Consider the following 21,927-nt stretch of genomic DNA (forward strand, 5'->3'; position numbering starts at 1 on the left):
GCAGGCCTCCCCTCGGCCGGCTCTGCGGACGCATCCCGTCGGCCGCTCCGGCCGACCGGACCCGTCTGACGGCCAGACCCGTCGGCCGAACCTGTCGGCCGATGGCGCAGGGGCGACCACTATGCCTATATAGGCGTACTGGTCGCCCCTGCGCCATCTCCTGACCATCCCGGCTCCACGAGGGTGCCCGGGCCGCAACCGACGGCCCGGCCCCTCACCCGAGCCAGGGGATCCGCGCGCCGAGCGGGAAGGCGGCGACGACGAGCGCCGCGCTCACCAGCAACACCACGAGGTCCAGCACCGAGACGCGCAGGTAGGCCAGGCGCAGCGAGCGTCCGGCAGGGTTCGAGGCACCGTAGGTGAAGCCGCGCGTCTCGAGCGCCTCGACCGTCGTGCGCACGTTCTTGGCGGTGTTGAGCATGATCGGGTAGAACGCGGTGACGGCGAGGACGCACCACTGCCACACCACCCGCCAGCCCAGCAGGCCCGGCCTGTCCACCGGAGCGTGGCGCAGGCGCTGTCCCTCGAACACGGTCACGTACTCGTCCACAAGGATCGGCAAGCATCCGGTAGCCGTAGCTGACGCCGAAGGCGAGCGGCTCGGGGGCGTGGAACCACAGCAGCGCGTCGGAGAGCTTCTCCGGGTCCAGGGACACGAACGCGGCCATCGAGGCCATGGAGACGGCGCCGAGCTTGAGGTTCAGCTCGGCGAGCGCGACGAGGGTGTCGAGGTTCCCGCCGAACAGGAACGACGCGGCGAACAGGCCGATCACGTTGCCAAGCAGGCCGATGAGGAACAGCCCCAGCACCAGCGGCCCCACCCGGGCGAGGGCCACGGAGACGACGCCGAGCGCGAACAGCACCAGCAAGACGCCGGTGTCATGGGTGAGCCAGGGCGCGATCGCCATCAGCAGGTACCAGGCCAGCACGATCCGCGGGTCCATCCTCGAGAACAGCCCGCCGCGGGTCGAGTACGCGGTGCGCAGCGGCTCGAGCCGGATCCAGTCGACGCTGAGCACGTCGTGGGTCTTGCGCGCCATCAGCGCACCTCCTTCGCGGTGGGGCCGACGAGGACGTTCGACGGGTCCGGCTCCGCGGGTGCAGACGGCGGTGCGGGCGCGGCCGGCGGGCCGGACTCCCGAGCGGCTCCCGCGGGCTCCGGCGACCATTGCCGCGGCTCGGCCGCGGTCAGCGGCAGAGGATCCAGGCCCAGCTCGAGCGCGATGCGCGCGGCCTGCGGCGGGACCAGCCGGGTGCGGGCGGTGAGCTCGGGGCGAGAGAAGAGCTCGCGCGGGGTGACGTCGGCGAGCACCTTCCCCTGGTCGAGCACGAGGACGCGGCTCGCCCAGGTGGCGACGAGCTCCATGTCGTGGGTGGCGACGACGGCGCGCCGCACGGTCTCTGCGAGCGCGGCGAGCATAGCGGTGACGTCGTCGCGGGAGCGGATGTCGAGGCTCGAGGTCGGCTCGTCCAGGAGGAGCGCAGCGAGGGCCTCATGGCCAGGCCGATGCCGAGCGTCGCGCGGCGCCGCTGGCCGCCGGAGAGGGAGCGTCCGTCGCGGTCCGCGAGGCCGGAGAGTCCCACGTCCTCGATGATCCTCTCGACGATCGCCTCCGCGTCGGGCACCTTCCGCCCGCGCGGGAACAGGGCGATGTCCTCGCGCACGGTGTCCTTGAGGAACATCTGCTGGGGGTGCTGGTAGAGGTAGGAGACGTGGTCGGCCATCTTCGCGGCCGAGCGAGTGCGAGTGTCGATCCCGTCGACCGTGACGGTGCCCGCGCGCGGCACGATCAGGCCGGTCAGCGGCTTCATCAGCGTGGTCTTGCCGGCGCCGTTGGTGCCGACCAGCGCCACGCGCTCCCCGCCCGGAGGTCGAGGTCGAGGTCGTCAAGCACGGTGGAGAGGTCGCCGGCGACGGAGCGGTAGCCGTGGCGGACCCCGCGCGCCGTGGCGACGACCTCGGCGGGCGCCGCGGACCCGTCGGCCGGTCGGTCGGCCGCGGCGTGCGCAGCGAGCATCGGCGGCCCCGTCACGGGTCGGCGGTCGGCCGGGCCCGCCGGCGGCAGGCGCGTTCCCAGGGACGGCCTTCCCCGCCGGCCGCTCTCGCGCCACCGGCCGCAGGGCCGCGGCGGCGGAGGGGACGTCGAGCGCGACCGGGCGCGCACCGACCGCAGAGGAGAGCGCGACCGCGTCCGGGGCGGGAACGCCGTGGGCGGCGAGGTCCGCGTGGCGGTCCATCGCCTCCTGGACGGGCAGGTGCCAGACGGGCGCGCCGTCGGCCATCAGCACCACGGAGCGGGCGAACTCCGCGATGAACTCGGCGTGGTGCTCGATGGTGATCACGGTGATGCCGTCGCGCTCGTTGAGCTCGCGCGCGCCGCAGGTAGATCTCGCGGGCCCGGGCCGGATCGAGCTCGGCGACGGGTTCGTCGACGACGATCACCTCGGGGCGCAGGGCGAGCACCGCGGCGAGGGCCACGAGATGGGACTGGCCGCCGGAGAGCCGCCACACGAACTGGTCGCGCAGATGGGCGATGCCGAGATGCTCGAGGGCCTCGTCGGTGCGCTCGCGGTAGTCGGCGTGGCCGAAGTTGAGCGGGCCGAAGGCGACCTCGTCGCGGACCGTCGGCCGCACCAGCTGGTTCTGGAAGTCCTGGTAGACGTAGCCGACGCGGCTGGAGAGCTCCGCGACGGACGAGTCCCAGGTGTCGACCCCGTCCACGTGCACGCTTCCGGCGAAGTCGCCGTTCCAGTAGTGCGGGACCAGGCCGTTGAAGGTCTTGCACAGGGTGGTCTTGGCGGAGCCGTTGCCCCCGACCACCGCCACGAAGTCGCCGCGCTCGATGGTGAGGTCGACGTTGCGCAGGGTGTCGCGGTCGGTGCCCGGGTAGCGGAAGGACAGGTCCTTCACGCGGATCACGGGCTCCGCCCTCCCGTCGCCAGCGGGTGCCGGGGCGGGGGCGGTGGTCGGGGGAACGGTCTGCATCAGGGTCTCCGGGTTCTGGGGTCGTCGCTCAGGCGCGGTCCGCGGTCTCCCGCGAGGACTGCGCGCGGCGGAAGAGCAGGAACGCGATCCCCAGGACCACGGCGATCGCGAGCACGGAGACGAGGAGGAACCAGTCGCCGAACCGGTCGATGAAGTCCGGTTCGAAGGCGCCGGCGGAGATGTCGAACGCCTCGAGGAAGGCGAAGCCGAAGCTCGCCACTCCGAGCGAAGACCGCGAAGCCGACGAAAGTGCCGGAGATCCGGGCCTGGCCGGGGATCGGCTCGCCGGGGACGCGGGGGCGCATGCCCATCAGCGGCTCGATCTTCCCGTGCGCGCCGGGATCAGCCACATCGCGGGGATCGCGCCGAGCAGGATGCCGGACATCAGCACGTCCACGCCGAGGCCGAGGAGCTCGAGCGCCAGCATCGACTCGGGCAGGCCCTCGACGAACTCCGCGTCCTCCACGCCGATCCACACCTTGGAGAGGTCCACGATCGCGGAGAGGATCTTGTCCACGAGCACCAGCACGATCGCGCCGAGCGCGATCTGCCCCCTGGAGCGGGGGTTGCGGATCAGGGAGCCGGCGATGAACACGGCGAGGAACATCTGCAGGTAGCCCTCGACCTCGGCGAGGCCCGAGAAGTCACCCATCAGCAGGTCGGTGAACACGATCTCGCCGAGCGGGGCTCCGAGCGCGGCCCAGAACGGGGAGAACAGCGCCGCGATCGTCAGCGGCACGAACACCATGTAGGACACGGAGATGTCGACGGGGCCGATCGAGGGGTCCGGGATGATCTCCAGGATGATGTTCGACAGGCCGAACAGCGACATCGACAGCACGAAGATCATGAGCTTCTGCGAGGTGGACAGCTGGGCGCGCACCCCGTCGATGGTGCCGCGGAGGGCGCCGCGGCGCTCGTCCTCGGCAGGACGGGGAGGGTTCTGGGTGGTCACGGGGGTCTCCTTCGAGTGGTTCGGGACGAGCTGGACGGACTGCGGCCGGGGAAGCGGGTCGCAGGGACGGTCGGCGAGGGTACGGGGGACGACGGTGCCGCGCGGGCACCGGGATCAGGGGGTGGTCTTCGCGCGCTTCCGCCGCGGGCGACGGACGCGCGGCCTCGCGCAGGCGCTCGACGAGCGGCTCGATGAGCGCGTCCGGGGAGTCGAGGAGGTGGTCGGCGAGACCGTTCGCGAGCGCCTCCTCGAGCGACTCGTCGGAGTCCTTGCCGCCGCGCAGCGAGGCAGACGGTGCCGATGCCGGCGTCCTTGCCGCCGCGGCCGTCGTTGACGGTCTTGTCGCCGACGTAGACGACATCGGCGGGTTCGGTCTCGAGCCCCGCGAGCGCGGCCTCGAAGATCTCGCGACCGGGCTTGCGCACCCCGATCTCGTCGGAGTAGGCGGAGGGGCCGAGGTCGGCGAGCACGCCGTAGCGGGCGAGGATCTCGCGCACGCCGCGGCCGGAGATCGTGTTGGAGACGATGCCGACGACGATGCCCTGCTCGCGGCACCAGCGGATCAGCTCGAGCGCGCCGGGGCGGGGTGCGGGCAGGGACTTCGCGCGGTGCAGGGCGAGGGAGAGTCGCGCGCCGTCCAGGCGCAGCGCGGCGCGCAGCGGCTCGGGCGACCCCTCCCCCACGAGGTCGCCCCACAGCACGGCCGGGTCGATCTCGTCGTGGCGGTGCGCGGGGTCGGCGGCGGTGTCGAGGTCACGGGCGTCCAGGGCGCGGCCGTCGCGGGTGCGCTTGCGGGCGCGGTGCCGCTCCCAGCCGTCGGCCACGGCACGCGCGGCGGTGGGGAGGTCGATCGGGTGGCCGATGCGCTCGGAGAGCTCGACGATCAGCGCGCCGACCTCCTCGTTCCGGGAGGGCTTCGGGGTGGACAGCGTGATCACGCCGCCGTGGTCCAGGAGCACGGCGGGTCGCCCGCGGCGCGGGGCGGTGGGTGCGGCACCGGCCGAGGCGGCCGACGGCGGCGGCGCGGCCGACGGGCCGCCGCCGGACGGCTCCGTGCCCGGCGCGGTCGCCCTCGTCGGCCCGCCGGCCGTGCCGCGCTCGGACGCCGCGGAATCGAGCGCGGCGCGCGCTGGGACGATCAGCCCCTCCGGGGTCTCGAGCACGAGGTCGGGAGCCTCGGCGATGCGGAACGGCGGGGTGTCGGTGCGTCGGTCGCGGGTGATCACCACGGCGCCGACCCCGGCGCGGCGCCCGGCGACCACGTCCCGGTCGAGGGTGTCGCCGACGTACCAGGTCTGCTGCGGAGCGACGCCGAGCCCCTCCGCGGCCAGGCGGATCATGCCCGGGTGCGGCTTGCGGATCCCGACCTCGTCGGAATACACCTGCACGCCGAAGAAGCGGTCCAGCCCCAGATCGGCGAGGATCGCGCGGTGCGCCCGGCCGGAGTGGGCGTTGGAGACGATCCCGAGCGGGAGGCGGCGCGTGGCGCATTCGGCGAGCGGCTCGTCGATGCCCGGGCGCTGGTGGTGCTCGGAGACCATCGTCGCCATCGTCGCGAGCGGCTCTCCGGCGTCGAGGGCGAGGGTGCGTCGCACCGGGTCCGGGAGGTCGGCGAGCAGGAAGTCGCCGACGATCTCGGCCGGGGCCAGCTCACGCGGGGCGAGGCGGCGGGAGGCGGCGTTCTTCCACATCGACAGGGCGGTGCGGCCCGCGCGCAGCGACTCCGCGACCGCCGCCGGATCGAGCCGGGCGCCGAGCGTCGCGGACCGGGCGACGACGGCCTCGGCGAGCTCCTGCGCCCAGGTCACGCGAGGGACGGTCGTGACGACCACGCCGCCGAAGTCCAGCAGCAGCGCCGCGGGGGCGGGCGGCGCCGGGACCCCGTCGCCGACGGGCAGCAGGGCGGACGAGGCGGGATCGAGGGTGCGGGGCGCAGTGGTCACGGAGGTCCTTCGACGGGGAGGAGCGGGGCGGCGCAGGGCCGATGACCTCGACGCTAGGCGGCATCGGGGCGCACCCCGTGAACGGAAGGTGAACCCGTCGGCACGCCTTCGGGTCCGGGACTGAAAACCTTCAGACCCGCCGGTCAGCACCGCACTCGGCACTGCTAGACCGGTGTCGTGACCACTTCCGGGAAGCGCCCGAGCCTGGCCGACGTGGCGCGTGCGGCCGGGGTCTCCTCCGCCGCCGCGTCGATGGCGCTGAACGACCGCCCCGGCATCGCGCCGACGACCCGCCGGCGCGTGCGGGAGGCCGCGCGAGGACTCGGCTACGGACGACGGAGGCGGGCGACGACGCTGTTCGGGGTGCTCCCCACGGACCTCGGGAACCCGTACCACACCGACGTCATCGCCGGGATCGAGGAGAGCGCCGAGATGCTCGGGGCGGGGGTCGTGATCGCCCACGGGAGGCGGGACACCGCGCACATGGAGCGGCGGCCTGCGGCGCCTGCTGGACCTCGAGGTGGACGGGATCATCGCGGTGACCACGTGGTCGCCGCCGGAGGCGCTCGAGCAGGCGGCGCGCTCGGTGCCGGTGGTGGTGATCGGGCGGATGCAGGACCCGGTGCCGGGCACGGATGCGGTGATCACCGACGACACCGCCGGGGCCGCGCTCGCGGTGCGGCATCTCGTCACGGCCGGGCACCGTCGCCTCGCGCACGTGACCCTCTCCTCCCGGCCCGGACCCGCCGCGCGGCGCACCGGCTTCCTCGCCGAGACGGCGCGGCTCGGGCTCGCCGACGCGGTCGCTGCGATCGGCCCGGACTCGGCCGACGACGGCATCGACCTGCTCGCTGCGCGAGCCGCGGCGCGGCGCCGAGGACGCCCCGACGGCGGTGTTCGCCGCGAACGACATCGCCGCGGTGCGGGTGTCGCACCGCGCCGCCGATCTCGGGGTGGCGGTGCCGGAGCGGCTGAGCGTGGTGGGCTATGACTCCTCCGCCGTCGCGCTCACCGTCCGGCCGCACCTGACCAGCGTGAACCAGCCCCGGCAGGAGATGGGGCGGATCGCGGCGCGGATGCTCGCAGGAGCGGCGCGAGGGCCGACGCACGGACTCCCGCAGCATCGCCGAGCCCGTGCCGCGCATCCGCGACTCCACCGGCCCCGGACCCGCCTCCCCATGAGTGTCGAGCACTGGCGCGTGGCGTGCCGCTATGCCTCTATAGGCACATCGGTACACCACGCGCCGGTACCTGACCATCGCCGCGACGCCGTCGCGAACGAGCCGAATGTGACCTGTGCCCGCTCGGTTCGCGCAGGCCTGGGCTGTCGGGTACTCTGATCATCGCTCTTCACGAGCGCTGGAGGATTCGCCTAGCGGCCTATGGCGCACGCCTGGAACGCGTGTTGGGTTAACGCCCTCGGGGGTTCAAATCCCCCATCCTCCGCCGGAGAAAGACCCCTGACCAGCGAGTTCGCTCGCCGGGCAGGGGTCTTTCCGCATATGCGGTCGCCGTGGCCGCTCGGCCCGGGCACCCGCGGCCCTGCCCCTTCCCCCGCACGTGGAACGCTCTCCCCTGGCGACTTGCCCGGATATCCTGCACACCAGCGGCGCGGCGGCAGTGCGGCGGCGGAGGCGAGGGGAACCAGATGTCGAACGCAGGATGCGGCGGCCCGGGAGACGGGGCCGGCCAGCACGGACAGGGGCCGGGCGGTCCCCAGGACGGCTCCAGGCATCCGAGCGGACCGCCGAACTCCCCCGGTCAGGGCGGCGCCGGTCAGCCGCAGAACACACCACCGTGGGCCCAGCCTCCGCATCAGTCGGCTCCCGGCCCGCAGCGGCCCCGCCGCCTCGCCGTCGGGCGGCCCGCCCCAGGGGCCGTGGCAGTCGCCGCAGTGGCAGCAGCCGCCGTCGCAGCCGTCCCAGGGCCCCGGCTACGGGCAGGGCCCCGGCGTGCGACCTCCCGCCCCGCAAGCAGAAGCGGCCTTGGGGGCTGATCGCGGTCGCGGCGAGCCGCATCGCGGCGATGATCCTCGTGGTCGGCGGAGGGATCGGGTTCCTCGTGCTCCGCCGCGGCGACCCGGAGCCCGTCGCCGGCGACCCCACGACGACGTCGGACTCCGTCGAGCCGAGCGATTCGGAGGCCTCCTCCAGCGACGAGGGGAATGCCTCCGCCGAGGAGACCCCGACGACCGAGGCGTCCGACTACTCCGAGTTCAAGGTGCTGGGACTCGGGGAGTTCCCCGAGGCCACGCCCGAGGAGCTCCTGGGCGTCATGCAGGACAACCCCCTCACCGAGGGCGGCCTGCCGGACGTGGGCGAGTGCGAGCCGCCTGCCACCCCGACCTCGCCGTCGCAGGAGCGGCTCCAGGCCGTGCTCGATGCGGCCTCGGGGTGCCTGAACCAGGTGTGGTCGGTCGCGAGCTCCGACCGCGGGTCGCCCTGGACCGCGCCCGACGTGGTGGTCTACACCTGGCCGGACGTCCCCTCGTCCTCCAGCTGCGAGGCGGACACCTTCGCCGAGGACTTCCCGCGCATGTGCAACCTCGACTCCACGATCTACTGGCCCGTGGGCTACGGCACCGCGACGGACTTCGAGGACGAGGCGCACGTCCCCGGCGCCTACCTGTGGGACCTCGCCTACATGTACTCCAACGCCGCCAGCTGGAACAGCACGCTGGTGTTCTACCAGGGCGAGTCGCGCGACCAGTACGAGGACACCGACCCGGAGGCGTTCGACGACGCCTGGCGCCGCAACTCGCTGCAGTGGCTCTGCTGGGCCTCGGCCGCGTCGATGCAGGTCCCCAGCGCCGCACAGCCCAGCCAGGAGCCGCGGGACGCGCTCGGCTCGCCCGACGCCTGGGAGGCTGGGGAGCCGCCGAACGACATCACGCCGGAGACCCGGGCGCGCTGGATCTCGGCGGGCTTCGACTCGGGCGGCGACCTCGCGACGTGCAACACCTGGACGGCGGAGACCGAGACGGTCTCCTGAGCGGACGGCTCGGCCACGGCGCCGGGCGTCCGGCGGAGGAGCCGCCGACCACCGGGCCCTGAGGGAAGGAGGACGATGAGCGATCAGCGCGGCGAGGCCGGGACCGGCTCCCCGGCGGATCCCGACCTCGAGGGCACCGTCCGAGGCACGCCCTCGGAATGGGCCCCGACCGATCACCGCCCGGGCGACGCCGAGGGGGCCGGCCCGGTCGGCTCCGGCGAGGACCTGCCCGAGGACGACACCGTGTCGCGCGAGGAACCACCCCGGGAGGCCGACGGGAACGCGCTGGTCCACGAGGTCCCGCTCTCGGACTCCGACGACGACACCGTGGTGCGCCGCCCCGGAGGCGGCCTGTTCGACCACTCCCCCGGCGGCAGGCCCTTCCTGCCCGACACCGGCCCGATCCAGCGCTTCGACCAGCGGCCCCGCTTCGAATACCCCGCCGCGTCGACCGCCTCGGGACGGCGGTCCCCGACCTCGCCGACGCGACAGTCGCCGGCCCCGCCGGCGGAGCCGTCCTCCGCCCGTCCCGGCGGAGCTCCCTCGGCCACGCCGTCGGCCGCGCGATCGACCGGCACGCCGCCGCCCGTCGCGCGACCGCAGGGCTCGCCCTCGCAGGGAGCGCGACCGGCCGACGGGAGTCCGTCGGTCTCCGCCCCCGCCCCGCCCGGCGCCCCGCCCGGGATCGACGCGACCGGGCCTCGCCGGCGCGGACTGCTGGTGCCGGCGATCGCCTTCGGTCGCAAGGCCGCTCCTGTCGCTGGGCGTGGGCGGCGGCCTGACCGCGGTGTGGCTCGGCAACCGCGAGGCCGAGCCGACCCCCGCCGCGGAGTCCTCGAGCGCCCCGCCCAGGCCGAGCCCGGCGTCTGGCGCGCCGCTCGAGGAGGGGCAGCAGCCCACCGGCACCGCCGACGACCTCGAGCAGGTCCTCGCCGAGAACCCGCCGCAGGAGGCGACGCCGCAGGCCCCCACCGACTGCGAGCCGCCGCCGACCGACGGCGGCGCACTCGCACCGGAGGAGCTGACCGGATATCTCGAGATCGGGGCCGCCTGCCTCGAGGCCAGCTGGGGCGAGGCGCTCGGCGCGGTCGGGGTCGAGTTCACCGGTCCCGACGTCGTCGTCTACAGCGTCGATGCGCGCCCGAGGACTCGGCCTGCGATCCGGCGCGCTTCTCCGAGGCGACGCCCGTGGTGTGCCAGGCCGACAACACGCTGTACTGGCCCGCGGCCTGGGATCCCGGCTTCTCGAACACCGCCGCGGAGGAGGTGCCGCGGCTGTACATGTGGCACCTCTCCTACTCCTACGCGCTGTTCGCGATGAGCGCCGTCTCGCTGGACGACTACTTCGGGACGCCGCTGATCTCCCTGGCCGAGGAGCCGGAGCGCGCCGAGGAGTCCCAGCGCCGGTACGACCTGCAGGTCTCGTGCCTCGCCTCCGCGGCCGTCTACCGGATGCCCGAGGGGATCCGTCCCGCCGACAGGGTGGAGAGCTTCGTGACCTCGGTCGACGCACAGGCCGCGCCCGCGACCGCCGGGGAGCCGAGCCCCGAGGCCCGTGCGGTGTGGGTGGGGCAGGGAAAGGGCAGCGAGGGCGTCGCCGCGCGCGGCTGCGACACCTGGTCCGCCGCGCCCGACGCCGTCGCCTGAGTCGACCGGCCGGCGCGCCGCCGCGCCGCGGCGCAGGATCCGTGGCCGTGCACAGTGCGGGCCGGGGCTTCGGGCCGAGTGCGGAGCGGGGAGAGTTGCCGAGGCGCGCCGAGACGGTCGCCTCCGTCAGAACAGGGCCGGTCGCGGCATCGGGTCGAGGGCGGACGGCGGCGAGGTGGGCCGACGCGCGGACCCCCAGGCGAGGCGACGCTCCGGCTGGTCCTCGTCCTCCCGCGCGTCCAGGCCGTGCCGCCGCAGCAGGGGCCGCATGCGCCGGGCCAGCTGGGCGCGGTAGCTCGCCGGGGCGTAGGAGGAGCCGCCGTAGAAGCGGCGGTACCCCGTGGCCAGGTGCGGGTGCTCGCGCTGGATCCACTCGAGGAACCACTCCTTCGCCCCCGGCCGCAGATGCGGCGCCCCGAACACGACGCGAGAGGCGCCCGCCTCGGCGATCCGGGCGAGCGCGTCGTCGAGTCGCGCGTCCGAGTCGGTCAGCCAGGGCATGATCGGCATCAGGAAGACGGTGACGGCAAAGCCGGCGTCGGCCGCGGCGCGCACGGTCGCGAGCCGGGCAGCGGTGGTGGGGGTGCCGGGCTCGACGGCCTTCTGCGGCGCGTCGTCGAACACGGCGATCGACATCGAGAGGTCCACGGGGACGCGCCGGGCGGCCTGCTCGAGCCGCGGCAGGTCACGGCGCAAAGAGGGTGCCCTTGGTGAGGATCGACAGCGGCGTGCGCGACTCGGCGAGCGCGTCGATGATCCCGGGCATGAGCCGGTAGCGGCCCTCGGCGCGCTGGTAGGGGTCGGTGTTGGTGCCGAGCGCGACGAGGTCCCCGTTCCAGGAGCGACGGGCGAGCTCGGCCCGCGGCACCTCGGCGACGTTGACCTTCACGATCACCTGCTGGTCGAAGTCCGCGCCCGCGTCGAGGTCGAGATAGCGGTGGGTGTCGCGCGCGAAGCAGTACACGCAGGCGTGGGAGCGACCGCGATACGGGTTCACCGTCCACTCGAAGGGCATCGAGCTGGCGGCGGGAACGCGGTTCAGCGCGGACTTCGCGGTGACCTCGTGGAAGGTGACGCCCTGGAACTCGGGCGTGGTCACGTCGCGCACCAGGCCGGACAGGCCCAGCGGCCGCGGGCGCACCCGCCTGCCGCTCCGGCCCCGGGCCGATCTCCTGTCCGCTCCACCGCATGCCCGATAGTCGAACATGCGTTCGAACTGCAGTCAAGGCCGACGGCGCACCGCGACCACCCGCCGCCCCTCCCCGCGGGACTAGCCTGGGACGATGGCGACCGATCCCACCCCGCAGAACGGAGCGCCCACGGCCGACGGCCCCGCGCCGCACGCCGCGCAGGCACCGCCCGCTCCGCCCGCACCGAGCGCCGCCGAGGAGGCGCTGTACACCGCACAGGTGCGCAACCGCGGCGGCACTGCGGGAGAGGTGGTCATCGAGGGCGCCGGAGCCGTCGAGCTCGCCGCGACCGCGGCCGGCCCGGACGGCGCGATCACGCCGCCGACGGGCGGCCCGTCGGCCGAGGCGGCCGGGTTCGATCCCGAGCAGCTGCTGGCGGCCTCCTGGTCCACCTGTCTCGGCGAGACGCTGAAGGTGGTCGCGCGCGAGCACGGGCACCGGGTGGCGAGCCGGGTGAGCGTCGAGGTGGACCTGCTGCGCGATCCCGCCGGCGGCTACCGCTTCGCGCCGCGCGCGGAGATCGGGATCGACGAACTGCCCGCCGAGGAGGCGCAGGCGCTGATCGAGGCGGCGCATGCCCGCTGCCCGGTCTCGAAGCCGCTCGCCGGCGGCGGGGACGTCTCGGTGACGAGGGTTCCGTGACGCACCGCATAACGCGCTGACCCACCGGCTGGATAGGCTTGATTCACCTTTCCCGTCGGGCGCTCTCCATGTCGAGCCCGCTCACGGGCCCTCCCCTCCCCGAGAGCCGATGATCGAGTTCCACCAGGTCAGCAAGACCTTCACCCAGGGCCGCACCACCGTGACCGCGCTGGACAGCATCGACCTGACGATCGCGGAGAACGAGATGGTCGGAGTGGTGGGCGAATCCGGCTCCGGCAAGTCCACCCTCGTCGCGGCTGATCAACCATCTCGAGGCGCCCACCTCCGGCACCGTCCTGGTCGACGGCGAGGACCAGGGCGCCCTGTCGGCCCGCGCGCGCGCGAGCGGCGGCGGGACATCGGCATGGTGTTCCAGCAGTTCAACCTGCTCGCGAACTCGACCGTCCTCGAGAACGTCGCACTCCGCGCGCATGCAGGGCCGGCGCGGCCGCGAGCGGGCGATGCAGATGCTCGAGTTCGTGCGGATGACCGGCCACCGGGACACGCATCCCGCACGCCTCTCCGGCGGCGAGAAGCGGCGTGTCGCCATCGCGCGGGCCCTCGTGACCCAGCCGCGGATCCTGCTCTGCGACGAGCCGACCTCGGCCCTCGACTCCGGCCACACGGGCGAGGTGATGGACGTCGTCGCGCGCGGTGCGCGACGAGCTCTCCACCACGATCGTGCTGGTCAGCCATGAGCTGGAGACCGTGAAGAGCTCCTGCGAGCGGGCCGTCGTGCTCGAGCGGGGCCGGATCGCCGCGCTCACCGACATCACTCCCCCGCCACCGCGCGAGCGCACCGGCGCCTACGCGGAGCGCGCCGCGGAGTTCCTCGCATGAACGACCTGCTCGCGCGCCTCTCCGAGTACCGCGGCGAGATCATCACCTCGATCGTCGAGACCGGGTACATGATCGGCAACTCGCTGCTCGCGGCGGTGCTCGTCGGCCTGCCGCTGGGGACGATGCTGTACCTGGCCCGCCCCGACGGCCCGTACGAGCGGCGCTGGGCGCACACGGCGCTGAACGTCTACGTCAACGTGGTGCGCTCGGTGCCCTTCCTGCTGTTCGTGGTCGCGCTGATCCCCTTCACCCGCTGGCTGGTGGGGACCTCCTTCGGCACCACCGCCGCCTCCGTGCCGCTCGCCTTCGTCGCCGCCGCGCTCTACGCCCGCTTCTCGGAGCAGACCCTGCTGGACGTGCCCGAGCAGACCGTGGAGCTCGCCCGCTCCCTCGGTGCGAGCCCGCTGCAGCTGGTGACCCGCTTCCTGTACTCCGAGGCGCGCTCCGGTCTGGTGCTGAGCCTGACCACGGTGACGATCTCGATGGTCAGCTACTCCACGATCATGGGCGTCGTGGGCGGCGGCGGAGTGGGCGATTTCGCGATCCGCTACGGCTACCAGACCTACGAGTACGACCTCATGTACGCCACGATCGTGCTGATGATCGTGGCCGTGATGCTCATCCAGGGCGCAGGGACGCCGCTCTCCCGCGCCCTGGACCGACGGGGGCGCTGACCGCGCCCCTCCGGCCGACGGGTCCGCCCGACGACCGCAGCGCTCGTGCCCGACAGCCGAGCGACCCGCAGTCCCGCAGGCCCCGGCCTCACCTCCCCGACCCCCACCTCCAGGAACGAGACATCCCGTGGCTCCCTCCGCTCGCCGCTCCCCCTCCCGCCGTGCCGAGGCGCCCCGGCCCGTCGGCGACCCCTCCCCCCCTTCTCTCGCAGCGCCGTCCGCCCGTCCGGCGGCCTGCCGACCCGCCGCGCCGTCGGCCTGTCGGCCCTCGCCGGTGGCGCGGCGCTGGGCCTCGCGGCCTGCGGAGTCGGCGGCGGCTCCGACTCCGGTCAGGGCGGCGCGTCCGACGGCGGCGGCGACCCCCTGATCAAGGTCGCCTCGCACCTCCCGCCGATGACCGACGTGGTCACCACCGCCGCGACCGTCGCCGCGGAGGAGGGCTACACCGTCGAGCTCGTGCAGGTCAGCGACAACGTGCAGTACAACCGGCCGCTCGCCGACGGAAAGGTCGATGCGAACTTCGCCCAGCACGAGCCGTACATGACCACCTTCAACGAGGAGAACGGCACGGAGCTGGTGAAGCTCGCCGCGATCTACGACGCGAAGGTCGGCTACTACTCCAAGGCGTACACGAGCACCGAGGAGATCCCCGAGGGCGCGAAGGTCGCGATCCCGAACGACGTCTCCAACGAGGGGCGCGCGCTCGCGATCCTGCACGAGCACGGCCTGCTCTCCCTCCCGGAGGACGCCGGCTTCGAGGGGAGGGTCGCCGACATCGTCGACAACCCCCTCGCGCTCGAGTTCGTGCAGGTGGACCTGCTGAACCTCGCCTCCGCCTACGACGAGGACGGGATCGCGCTCGTCTACAACTACCCCACCTACATCTCGAAGGTGGGCCTGACCCCGGCCGACGCCCTGCTGCTCGAGGAGACGGTGGACCAGCGCTTCGCGATCTCGCTCGTCGCCCGCGAGGACAACAGGGACTCCGCGAAGATCCAGGCGCCGCAGCGGGCGATGACCTCCGATGCGGTGCGCACCTTCCTCGAGGACGAGCACAGCGCCACGCTGATCCCCTCGTTCTGACCGGTGCCGGGGATCAGGCTCGTCGTCATCACGCCTCTCAGCCCAGCGTCGCCGGGCGCTCCCAGGCCGTCCCGCGCACGTGCGTATCGAGGAAGCCGAGGAAGGTCTCGTACCAGACCTGCGCGTTGCCGCGCCCCTGGATCCAGTGCCCCTCGTCGGGGAAGTAGAGGTAGCGGTGGCGGTCGCGGCCCTGCGCGTCGCGCGGGGTGGCGGAGTACTCGTGGAGGTCGTGCCAGAGGGCGTGACCCTGCGCGATCGGGACGCGGTAGTCCTTGTCGCCGTGGATGACGAGCATCGGCACCACGATCTCGCCCACGAAGTCGCGCGGGTTGAAGCGCGCGTTCTGGGCGAGCATCGGCCGGTGCCAGGCGGCGTTGTCGGTGGTGCGGCCCATGGACTCGGTGTCCCACAGCGAGGCGTGGGTGACGATGCAGCGGAACCGATCCCCGGTGTGCCCGGCGACCCAGTTGGCCATGTATCCGCCGTACGAGCCGCCGGCGAAGGCCGTGCGGGCCTCGTCGATGTCCTCGCGCAAGATCGCCCGGTCGGTGAGCGCCATGATGTCGGTGAACGGGGCGCCGCCGAGCTCGTGCTGGCCGCGGTCGATCATGGACTGGCCGTAGCCGGTGGAGATCGCGGGGTCCGGCGCGAGCACCGCGTAGCCGGCATCGACGAAGGGGCCGGGGTTCCAGCGGTAGGTCCAGGCGTTCCAGGAACCCCAGGGGCCGCCATGGGCGAAGACGACCAGCGGGTGCGGCCCCTTGCCGTCGGGCACGCGCGACCAGGCGCGCGCGCCGTGCCGTCCTCGGCCTGCGCGGTGACCTCGGTGAGCGTGCCCGACTGGACGAGGACGTCGGCCGGGTTCGGCGACTCCTCGACGGCGCCGGCGCCGCGGTCGATCCGCACCGGGTGCGGGGCGACCCTGATGCCGGAGGCGGACGCGATGATCTCGCGGCCGGCGATGGAGAGACCGGAGAAGGCGAGGTCCTGGCCGGGGCCGCCGGCGAGGCGGCGCGGCGCGGCGTCGCTGACGTCACCGATCCAGACGGAGCCGCGACCGGTGTCGTCGGAGGTGGCGACCAGGGTGTTCTCGTCCAGCCAGAAGGGGTCGACCCAGTGGTCCAGCTCGGGCCAGACGGGAGCGGACTCGCCGGTGGCGAGGTCGAGCGACTCGACACCTGCATGGAGCGAGGCGGTCTGCGTCCAGTGGCGGTGGCGGCCGATGAGGACTCGGTCGCCGGAGGGGCTGAACTCGCCGGGGCCGTACTCGATCTCGTTCGAGCCCTCCCGCAGCAGTCGCGGTGGCTGGGCACCGACGAGGTCGAGGAGGTAGAGGTCGGTGACGGCGAGGCGGTCGTCGCGGGAATCGGCCATGGCGACGAGGGCCTGCTCACCGGTGCGGTCCGCGGTCCAGGCCTCGAGGCGTCCGGGCGGCATGGTGACGTGGCGGAAGTGGAGGACCTGGGTGGGGGCGTCCTCGTCCGCGTCGGCCCCGTCGGCCGTGGGCGCGGCGGTGCGTTCGGCGTCGGCGAGGTCCTCGGGCAGGGCGGCGATGGCGAGGACCGGGCGGGTGGGGCCGAGGTCGTGATCCCAGTAGCGGGTCGGGAAGCCGGTGTGGAAGGCGGCGCTGACCTTGGCCTTCTTCCGCGTCGCGCTGAGCTCGGCGTGCTCGGCCTCGTCGGCCGCCTGGGAGTGGATCTCGAGCTCGGTGACCAGGTGGCGTCCGGCGACGACGAGGCCGCCGAATCCGCCAGGACGGTTCGCGAGCTCGCGCGCCTCGCCGCGGGCGGGCGGCGCCCAGAGCCGCGGGTCCTCGGACTCCTCGCCGTCCTCGCCCGCGCGCTTCGCGGTGAAGTAGGTGGTGCCGTCCTCAGCGAGGGCCACGGCGCCGACGGAGGCGCTTCCGCGGGTGAGCGGGAGCAGGCGGTCCCCGTCGATCTCGACCAGGGAGCCGCGATAGGAGGTGCCCTTCTGGTCTAGGCCGGACACCTTCGCCACGATCCTGCCTCCCGCGGTGGTCTCGAGCGCGGCCAGTCGGGTCGCGTCCAGCAGGGTCTCGATGCTCGTGGAGGTCATGGCTCGCCATCCTCGCACCTGCCCGTCGTCCGGTGGGCACTGACGCGCAGACCGCGGGCTCGCCGGGGTCCACAGGGCCCGCTCCGAGGCGACCGGGATCACCCCGTCCTTGCCAGCTCGTCCGAGATAGTTTAAATTTGCAGCATCTTCTCGGCGGGTCCGGGCGGAACCTCGCCACTGCCCTCCCGGATGCCCGCGACGCACCTCAAGGAGCCTGCCATGCAGTTCGGAATCTTCACCATCGCCGACATCACCCCCGATCCCATGACCGGGAAGGTGCCCACCGAGAACGAGCGCCTGAGGAACATGATCGAGATGGGCAGGCTCGCCGAGCAGGTGGGCCTGGACGTCTTCGCGATCGGCGAGCACCACAACCCGCCCTTCGTCACCTCCTCCCCCACCACCACCCTCGCCTACCTCGGCGCGCAGACCGAGAAGATCATCCTCTCCACCGCGACCACACTGATCACCACCAACGACCCGGTGAAGATCGCCGAGGACTACGCGATGCTGCAGCACCTCACCGGCGGCCGCGTGGACCTGGTGATGGGCCGCGGCAACACCGGCCCGGTCTACCCCTGGTTCGGGTAGGACATCCGCAAGGGCATCGAGATCGCGATCGAGAACTACGACCTCTTTGCGCCGATTGTGGACCGAGGACGTCGTGAACTGGGAGGGCCAGTTCCGCACGCCGCTGCAGCAGTTCACCTCCACCCCGCGCCCGCTGGACGGCGTCGCGCCCTTCGTGTGGCACGGCTCGATCCGCTCCCCGCAGATCGCCGAGCAGGCCGCGTACTACGGCGATGGCTTCCTGCACAACAACATCTTCTGGCCCATGAGCCACACCAAGCAGATGGTGCGGCTGTACCGCGAGCGGTACGAGCACTACGGCCACGGCAAGGCGCACCAGGCCTACGTGGGCCTCGGCGGCCAGGCGTTCATGCGCAAGAACTCCCAGGACGCGTGGAACGAGTTCCGCCCCTACTTCGACAACGCCCCCGTCTACGGCGGCGGCCCCTCGATGGAGGATTTCACCGCGCAGACCCCGCTGACCGTCGGCTCCCCCGAGCAGGTCGTGGAGCGCTACCTGACCATGGCAGACCACGTCGGCGACTACCAGCGCCAGATGTTCCTCCTGGACCACGCGGGGTCGCCGCAGAAGACGGTCCTGGAGCAGATCGAGCCGCTGGGCACCGAGGTCGTCCCCGTCGTCGCGCCGCGAGCTCGAGGCCCGCAAGCCCGCCGACGTCCCCGAGGCGCCCACCCACGCCAGCCGGGTCGCCGCCGCGGAGGCGGAGCACGGCGCCTTCGACGACAGCTACAAGTTCGAGACCGGCGACAACTGGACCGGCCTGCGCGCCGAGGACGCCCGACGCTGACCGGGCGCGGCCATCCGGGCCCGACGACCCCTGCGGTCGACCCCGGGCCGCCGTCCACGCGCCTTTGCTGCGCGGAGGACCGATGCTCGGCCCGCCATCGGTCCTCGCGGGCGCAAAAGCTCCCGCCACGCTCCGCCCCATGCCCCCCGCCGCCCGGCGCTCCCCGAGAGAGACCCCCCATGACCGACACGTTCCGCCTGCTCGCCCTGTCCGCAGGGCTGTCCACCCCGAGCTCCACTCGCATGCTCGCCGACCAGCTGACCCGTGAGGCGTCGGCCGCGCTCGGGGCCGACGGCTCCGCGGTCGAGGTGACCACCGTCGAGCCGCGGGAGTACGCGCACGACCTCACCGATGCGCCGCTGACCCGCTTCCCCAGCGAGCGCCTCTCGACGGCGAGGGAGAAGGTCCGTGCGGCCGACGCCGTCATCGCGGTCACCCCGATCTTCAACGCGGGACCGGCCGGGTTGTTCAAGACGTTCTTCGACGCGCTGGACATCGAGCTGTGGAAGGACAAGCCGGTCTTCGCTCGGCGCGACCGCCGGCACCGCCCGCCACTCCCTCGCGATCGACTACGCGGTCCGCCCGATGTTCGGCTACCTGAAGGCGGATCTCGTGCCGACCTCCGTGTTCGCGGCCTCGGCGGACTTCGGCGCGGACACCGAGGGCCAGGCCGACGAGCGACCGCTCGCGGCGCGGGTGCGTCGCGCGGCCGGTGAGCTCGCCACCATGCCGCTTGCCCGTCGCGGGACGGCGCTCCCGGTCGCCGGCGCCGCGGGCAAGGCTTCTGCGGCCGACGGCTCCGCCGAGACGCATTCCGTCGAGGACGCGTCGGCCGACGCCGCTCCCGCACGCCCCGGCCTGGACCCCGAGTTCACCGACTTCGTGCCGATGGGCGACCTGTCGCCCCGCCGCTGATCCGGCACGGCACCTCGACCGGCCCGGGACCGTCACGGCCCCGGGCCGGCCTGCGTCTCCCTGGCGGTGAGGCGGCGGGCTTCGGCTGATCTGATCCGCCCGTTCGCCGCGTGCCCAGATCGAGGCGGCCCTACGCTGAGCGCAGACGGCCCGCGGATCGCCGCGAACCCCACGACAGGAGCCTCGATGAAGTACATGCTGATCATGCGCGCGACCGATGCCGCGCTCGCCGCGAGCGCCGAGGTGGACTTCGAGGAGGTCGTCAACCAGATGGGCGCCTACAACGAGGCGATGCACGACGCGGGAGTGCTCGCCGGCGGCGAGGGACTCACAGACGCGGCGGCGGAGGAGAACTTCGTGCTCGACTTCTCCTCCACCCCGCCCACCCTCTCCGAGGAGCCCTACGGGCCGACGGAGTCCCTGTTCAACGGGTTCTGGATCCTCCAGGTCGCCTCGCGCGATGAGGCCCGGCAGTGGGCGGAGCGTCGCCCGCTCGGCCCCGGCATGAAGCTCGAGGTGCGCCGGATCCACGGCGACGAGGAGATCGCGGAGCTCGTCTCGGAGGACAACGAGTACATCGCCAAGGAGAAGGTCTGGCGGCAGGAGGAGGCCGAGCGGGCGCGGCGCGAGGGCTGATCCGGGCGGCCGGCCCCTCGGTTCCGACCCGTCGGGCGCCTGCCTTCCGGCCGCGTCGGACCGGACCCCACAGGTGACCCGTCGGGCACTTCGCGGACCTGCGATAGGCTGGAAGCAACCGCTTTCCCGCCTCGTCGAGATCGGAGGGATCGTCATGATCCGCCCGGGCCTGTGCTCCGTCACCTTCCGCTCCCTGCCTGTCGAGGAGGTGGTGCGCCACGCCGCCTCCGCCGGACTCGAGGGCATCGAGTGGGCCGGGGACGCGCACGTCCCGCCCGGCGACCTCGACGCGGCCACCCACGCCCGCACCGTCACCGAGGAGGCGGGCCTCGCGGTCACCTCCTACGGCTCCTATCTCACGTTCGTCGGCTCCGACGAGGAGGTGCACGCCGCGGGCGGGGCGGTGATCGCCGCGGCCCGCGCGCTCGGCGCCCCGCGGATCCGGGTGTGGGCGACCCGCACCGGCTCGGCGGAGACCTCCGCCGAGGACCGCGCCGTCACCGTCGGCCGGATCCGGGAGCTCGCCGACCGCGTCGCCGCCCACGGCCTGGAGCTCGGGCTCGAGTTCCACGGCGGCACCCTCACCGACGAGATCGGCTCGACCCTGCGCCTGCTGGACGAGGTGGGACGGGCGAACGTGCTCACCTACTGGCGACCCCATCAGGACATGCCCGTCGAGCCGGCGCTGGACACGCCGCGCCGAGCGCCGCCCCGCACCTCCACGATCCACGTCTTCTCCTGGTGGCCGGGCCACGAGCGCCTGCCGCTCGCCGAGCGCTCGGACCTGTGGGAGCCGGCCTTCGCGGTCCTCGCCGCGAACGGTGCGGACCGCGATGCGATGCTGGAGTTCGTGCCGGGCGACGACCCCGCGCTCGCTGCCCCGCGAGGCGGACACCCTGCGCACCCTGATCACCGCCGGAGAGGAGCTCGCGCGATGAGGACCCGGCTGGCGATGCCCGAGGGTCTGCAGGACAGGATGTTCTCCCCCGCTCAGCGGGAGCGTCTCGCGGAGATCACCGGCATCGACGTCTCCCGCACCGTCCCCGACCTCGCCGCCGCGCCGGGCGAGGAGCTCGCCGAGGTGGAGGTGCTGGTCACCGGTTGGGGCTCTCCCGCCGTCGACGCCGCGGCGCTCGCGCGGATGCCGCGCCTGCGCGCCATCGTGCACACGGCCGGCACCGTGCGCTCCGTCGTCACCGACGCCGTGTGGGACAGGGGCGACATCGTGGTGACCTCCGCGACCGAGGCGAACGCCGTCCCGGTCGCCGAGTACGCGCTCGCCCAGATCCTGCTCGCCGGGAAGCGGACCCTCGCCCAGCAGGCCCGCTACCGGCGCGAGCGCACCGTCGGCACGGCCACGGCGGCCGATCCCGGGATCGGTAACCACGGCGGGGTGGTCGGCCTGATCGGCGCCTCCCGGATCGGAACGCTGGTGGCCGAGCACCTGCGCCGCTTCGACCTCGAGGTGCTGATCACCGACCCCTTCGCGAGCGCCGAGCGGATCGCGGAGCTCGGCGCGAGGAAGGCCGAGCCGGAGGAGCTCTACGCCCGCAGCGACGTGGTGAGCCTGCACGCCCCGGACGTGCCCTCGACGCAGGGCATGGTCACCCGCGAGCCGCTCGGCCTGATGCGCGAGGGCACCACCTTCCTCAACACCGCCCGGCCCGCGCTGGTGGACATCGACGCACTGCGGGACGAGGTGCTCTCGGGCCGGCTCAGCGCGGTCCTCGACGTGCACGACGACCTCGCCGACGACGACCCGCTGTGGGAGGCGGAGCTCGCGCGGCTCACCCCGCACATCGCGGGCTCCCAGGGCAACGAGTCGCACCGCATGGGCGAGGCCGCGCTCGAGGAGCTGCGACGCCTCTCCGCCGGGGAGCCGCCGCGCTATCCCGTGGACGGGAGCCGCCGGGACTCCATGGCCTGACCCGCATCCCGACCGGGATCACGTTCCCCGACCTGCCGTGCCG

The 21,927-nt window shown here is 73.5% G+C and carries 22 protein-coding genes, 1 tRNA gene and 3 pseudogenes; 16 read left to right on the plus strand and 10 right to left on the minus strand.

Going from position 1 to position 21,927, the window contains the following annotated elements:
• Positions 1 to 125: 125 nt before the first annotated feature.
• From WKH84_RS11605 to WKH84_RS11635, 7 genes are all read right to left on the minus strand, one after another.
• On the minus strand, positions 126 to 1,040 hold the full coding sequence (locus tag WKH84_RS11605) for an energy-coupling factor transporter transmembrane component T (RefSeq protein ID WP_341853770.1): 915 nt from the start codon (positions 1,038 to 1,040) through the stop codon (positions 126 to 128).
• A 148-nt stretch (positions 1,041 to 1,188) separates the two neighbouring features.
• Positions 1,189 to 1,854, minus strand: a complete 666-nt coding sequence (locus tag WKH84_RS11610) for an ABC transporter ATP-binding protein (RefSeq protein WP_341853771.1) — start codon at positions 1,852 to 1,854, stop codon at positions 1,189 to 1,191.
• Positions 1,812 to 2,018: a hypothetical protein gene (locus tag WKH84_RS11615; protein ID WP_341853772.1), complete on the minus strand. Its 207-nt coding sequence runs from the start codon at positions 2,016 to 2,018 to the stop codon at positions 1,812 to 1,814. The genes WKH84_RS11610 and WKH84_RS11615 overlap by 43 nt, the downstream gene beginning before the upstream one ends.
• Before the next feature lie 11 nt (positions 2,019 to 2,029).
• A complete protein-coding gene (locus WKH84_RS11620) occupies positions 2,030 to 2,986 on the minus strand; it encodes an ABC transporter ATP-binding protein (RefSeq protein WP_341853773.1) in 957 nt (318 codons plus the stop codon).
• A 28-nt stretch (positions 2,987 to 3,014) separates the two neighbouring features.
• Positions 3,015 to 3,206, minus strand: coding sequence for a hypothetical protein (locus tag WKH84_RS11625; protein ID WP_341853774.1), 192 nt, complete (start codon positions 3,204 to 3,206; stop codon positions 3,015 to 3,017).
• 90 nt (positions 3,207 to 3,296) lie between these two features.
• Entirely contained in the window at positions 3,297 to 3,941 is a 645-nt protein-coding gene (locus WKH84_RS11630) for a hypothetical protein (RefSeq protein ID WP_341853775.1), read from the minus strand.
• Positions 3,938 to 5,884: an HAD-IA family hydrolase gene (locus tag WKH84_RS11635; RefSeq protein WP_341853776.1), complete on the minus strand. Its 1,947-nt coding sequence runs from the start codon at positions 5,882 to 5,884 to the stop codon at positions 3,938 to 3,940. The genes WKH84_RS11630 and WKH84_RS11635 overlap by 4 nt, the downstream gene beginning before the upstream one ends.
• A 213-nt stretch (positions 5,885 to 6,097) precedes the next feature.
• On the opposite strand from WKH84_RS11635, the pseudogene WKH84_RS11640 reads away from it, so the two are divergent.
• From WKH84_RS11640 to WKH84_RS11665, 6 genes and pseudogenes are all read left to right on the plus strand, one after another.
• A pseudogene (locus WKH84_RS11640) lies at positions 6,098 to 6,202 on the plus strand (LacI family DNA-binding transcriptional regulator); the annotation flags it as partial.
• A gap of 202 nt (positions 6,203 to 6,404) precedes the next feature.
• Positions 6,405 to 6,875, plus strand: a complete 471-nt coding sequence (locus tag WKH84_RS11645) for a hypothetical protein (RefSeq protein ID WP_341853777.1) — start codon at positions 6,405 to 6,407, stop codon at positions 6,873 to 6,875.
• On the plus strand, positions 6,778 to 7,224 hold the full coding sequence (locus tag WKH84_RS11650) for a substrate-binding domain-containing protein (protein ID WP_341853778.1): 447 nt from the start codon (positions 6,778 to 6,780) through the stop codon (positions 7,222 to 7,224). Before WKH84_RS11645 ends, WKH84_RS11650 begins: the two co-directional genes overlap by 98 nt.
• A gap of 21 nt (positions 7,225 to 7,245) precedes the next feature.
• Positions 7,246 to 7,330, plus strand: a tRNA-Ser gene (locus WKH84_RS11655).
• Between the two features lie 579 nt (positions 7,331 to 7,909).
• Positions 7,910 to 8,875, plus strand: a complete 966-nt coding sequence (locus WKH84_RS11660; protein WP_341853779.1) for a hypothetical protein — start codon at positions 7,910 to 7,912, stop codon at positions 8,873 to 8,875.
• Between the two features lie 75 nt (positions 8,876 to 8,950).
• Entirely contained in the window at positions 8,951 to 10,522 is a 1,572-nt protein-coding gene (locus WKH84_RS11665; RefSeq protein WP_341853780.1) for a hypothetical protein, read from the plus strand.
• Positions 10,523 to 10,648: 126 nt separating this feature from the next.
• Here the strand turns inward: WKH84_RS11665 and WKH84_RS11670 are convergent.
• Positions 10,649 to 11,712, minus strand: a pseudogene (locus WKH84_RS11670) (Rv2578c family radical SAM protein).
• 93 nt (positions 11,713 to 11,805) lie between these two features.
• On the opposite strand from WKH84_RS11670, the gene WKH84_RS11675 reads away from it, so the two are divergent.
• Positions 11,806 to 12,354 carry an OsmC family protein gene (locus WKH84_RS11675; protein ID WP_341853781.1) on the plus strand — a complete coding sequence of 183 codons (549 nt, stop codon included), beginning with the start codon at positions 11,806 to 11,808 and terminating at the stop codon, positions 12,352 to 12,354.
• An 81-nt stretch (positions 12,355 to 12,435) separates the two neighbouring features.
• On the opposite strand, the gene WKH84_RS11680 is transcribed toward WKH84_RS11675, so the two are convergent.
• On the minus strand, positions 12,436 to 12,594 hold the full coding sequence (locus tag WKH84_RS11680; RefSeq protein ID WP_341853782.1) for a hypothetical protein: 159 nt from the start codon (positions 12,592 to 12,594) through the stop codon (positions 12,436 to 12,438).
• A 56-nt stretch (positions 12,595 to 12,650) separates the two neighbouring features.
• Between WKH84_RS11680 and WKH84_RS11685 the strand changes: the two genes are divergently transcribed.
• Genes WKH84_RS11685 through WKH84_RS11700 form a run of 4 tightly spaced genes read left to right on the plus strand, consistent with a single transcriptional unit; the run spans position 12,651 to position 14,951 of the window.
• On the plus strand, positions 12,651 to 13,052 hold the full coding sequence (locus WKH84_RS11685; RefSeq protein WP_341856871.1) for an ATP-binding cassette domain-containing protein: 402 nt from the start codon (positions 12,651 to 12,653) through the stop codon (positions 13,050 to 13,052).
• The gene (locus WKH84_RS11690) at positions 13,036 to 13,194 is read left to right on the plus strand and encodes a hypothetical protein (RefSeq protein WP_341853783.1); all 159 of its coding nucleotides are present in this window, start codon (positions 13,036 to 13,038) and stop codon (positions 13,192 to 13,194) included. The genes WKH84_RS11685 and WKH84_RS11690 overlap by 17 nt, the downstream gene beginning before the upstream one ends.
• Complete coding sequence (locus tag WKH84_RS11695) at positions 13,191 to 13,868, plus strand: methionine ABC transporter permease (RefSeq protein WP_341853784.1); 678 nt, start codon at positions 13,191 to 13,193, stop codon at positions 13,866 to 13,868. The genes WKH84_RS11690 and WKH84_RS11695 overlap by 4 nt, the downstream gene beginning before the upstream one ends.
• Positions 13,869 to 13,913: 45 nt before the next feature.
• On the plus strand, positions 13,914 to 14,951 hold the full coding sequence (locus WKH84_RS11700) for a MetQ/NlpA family ABC transporter substrate-binding protein (RefSeq protein ID WP_341853785.1): 1,038 nt from the start codon (positions 13,914 to 13,916) through the stop codon (positions 14,949 to 14,951).
• A 37-nt stretch (positions 14,952 to 14,988) separates the two neighbouring features.
• Here WKH84_RS11700 and WKH84_RS11705 read toward each other — a convergent pair whose 3' ends face one another.
• The gene (locus tag WKH84_RS11705) at positions 14,989 to 15,726 is read right to left on the minus strand and encodes an alpha/beta fold hydrolase (protein WP_341853786.1); all 738 of its coding nucleotides are present in this window, start codon (positions 15,724 to 15,726) and stop codon (positions 14,989 to 14,991) included.
• A gap of 1,520 nt (positions 15,727 to 17,246) precedes the next feature.
• On the opposite strand from WKH84_RS11705, the pseudogene WKH84_RS11710 reads away from it, so the two are divergent.
• From WKH84_RS11710 to WKH84_RS11730, 5 genes and pseudogenes are all read left to right on the plus strand, one after another.
• Positions 17,247 to 18,406, plus strand: a pseudogene (locus tag WKH84_RS11710) (LLM class flavin-dependent oxidoreductase).
• Between the two features lie 242 nt (positions 18,407 to 18,648).
• Positions 18,649 to 19,122 (plus strand): NAD(P)H-dependent oxidoreductase, encoded by a 474-nt coding sequence (locus tag WKH84_RS11715; protein WP_341856872.1) that lies wholly within the window; start codon positions 18,649 to 18,651, stop codon positions 19,120 to 19,122.
• 10 nt (positions 19,123 to 19,132) lie between these two features.
• Positions 19,133 to 19,321, plus strand: a complete 189-nt coding sequence (locus WKH84_RS11720; protein ID WP_341853787.1) for a hypothetical protein — start codon at positions 19,133 to 19,135, stop codon at positions 19,319 to 19,321.
• A 186-nt stretch (positions 19,322 to 19,507) separates the two neighbouring features.
• Positions 19,508 to 19,957 carry a YciI family protein gene (locus tag WKH84_RS11725; protein ID WP_341853788.1) on the plus strand — a complete coding sequence of 150 codons (450 nt, stop codon included), beginning with the start codon at positions 19,508 to 19,510 and terminating at the stop codon, positions 19,955 to 19,957.
• A 154-nt stretch (positions 19,958 to 20,111) separates the two neighbouring features.
• Positions 20,112 to 21,884 (plus strand): NAD(P)-dependent oxidoreductase, encoded by a 1,773-nt coding sequence (locus tag WKH84_RS11730; RefSeq protein WP_341853789.1) that lies wholly within the window; start codon positions 20,112 to 20,114, stop codon positions 21,882 to 21,884.
• Positions 21,885 to 21,927: the final 43 nt, after the last annotated feature.

The sequence above is a fragment of the Brachybacterium sp. GPGPB12 genome (assembly GCF_038396325.1).
Lineage (GTDB): Bacteria > Actinomycetota > Actinomycetes > Actinomycetales > Dermabacteraceae > Brachybacterium > Brachybacterium conglomeratum.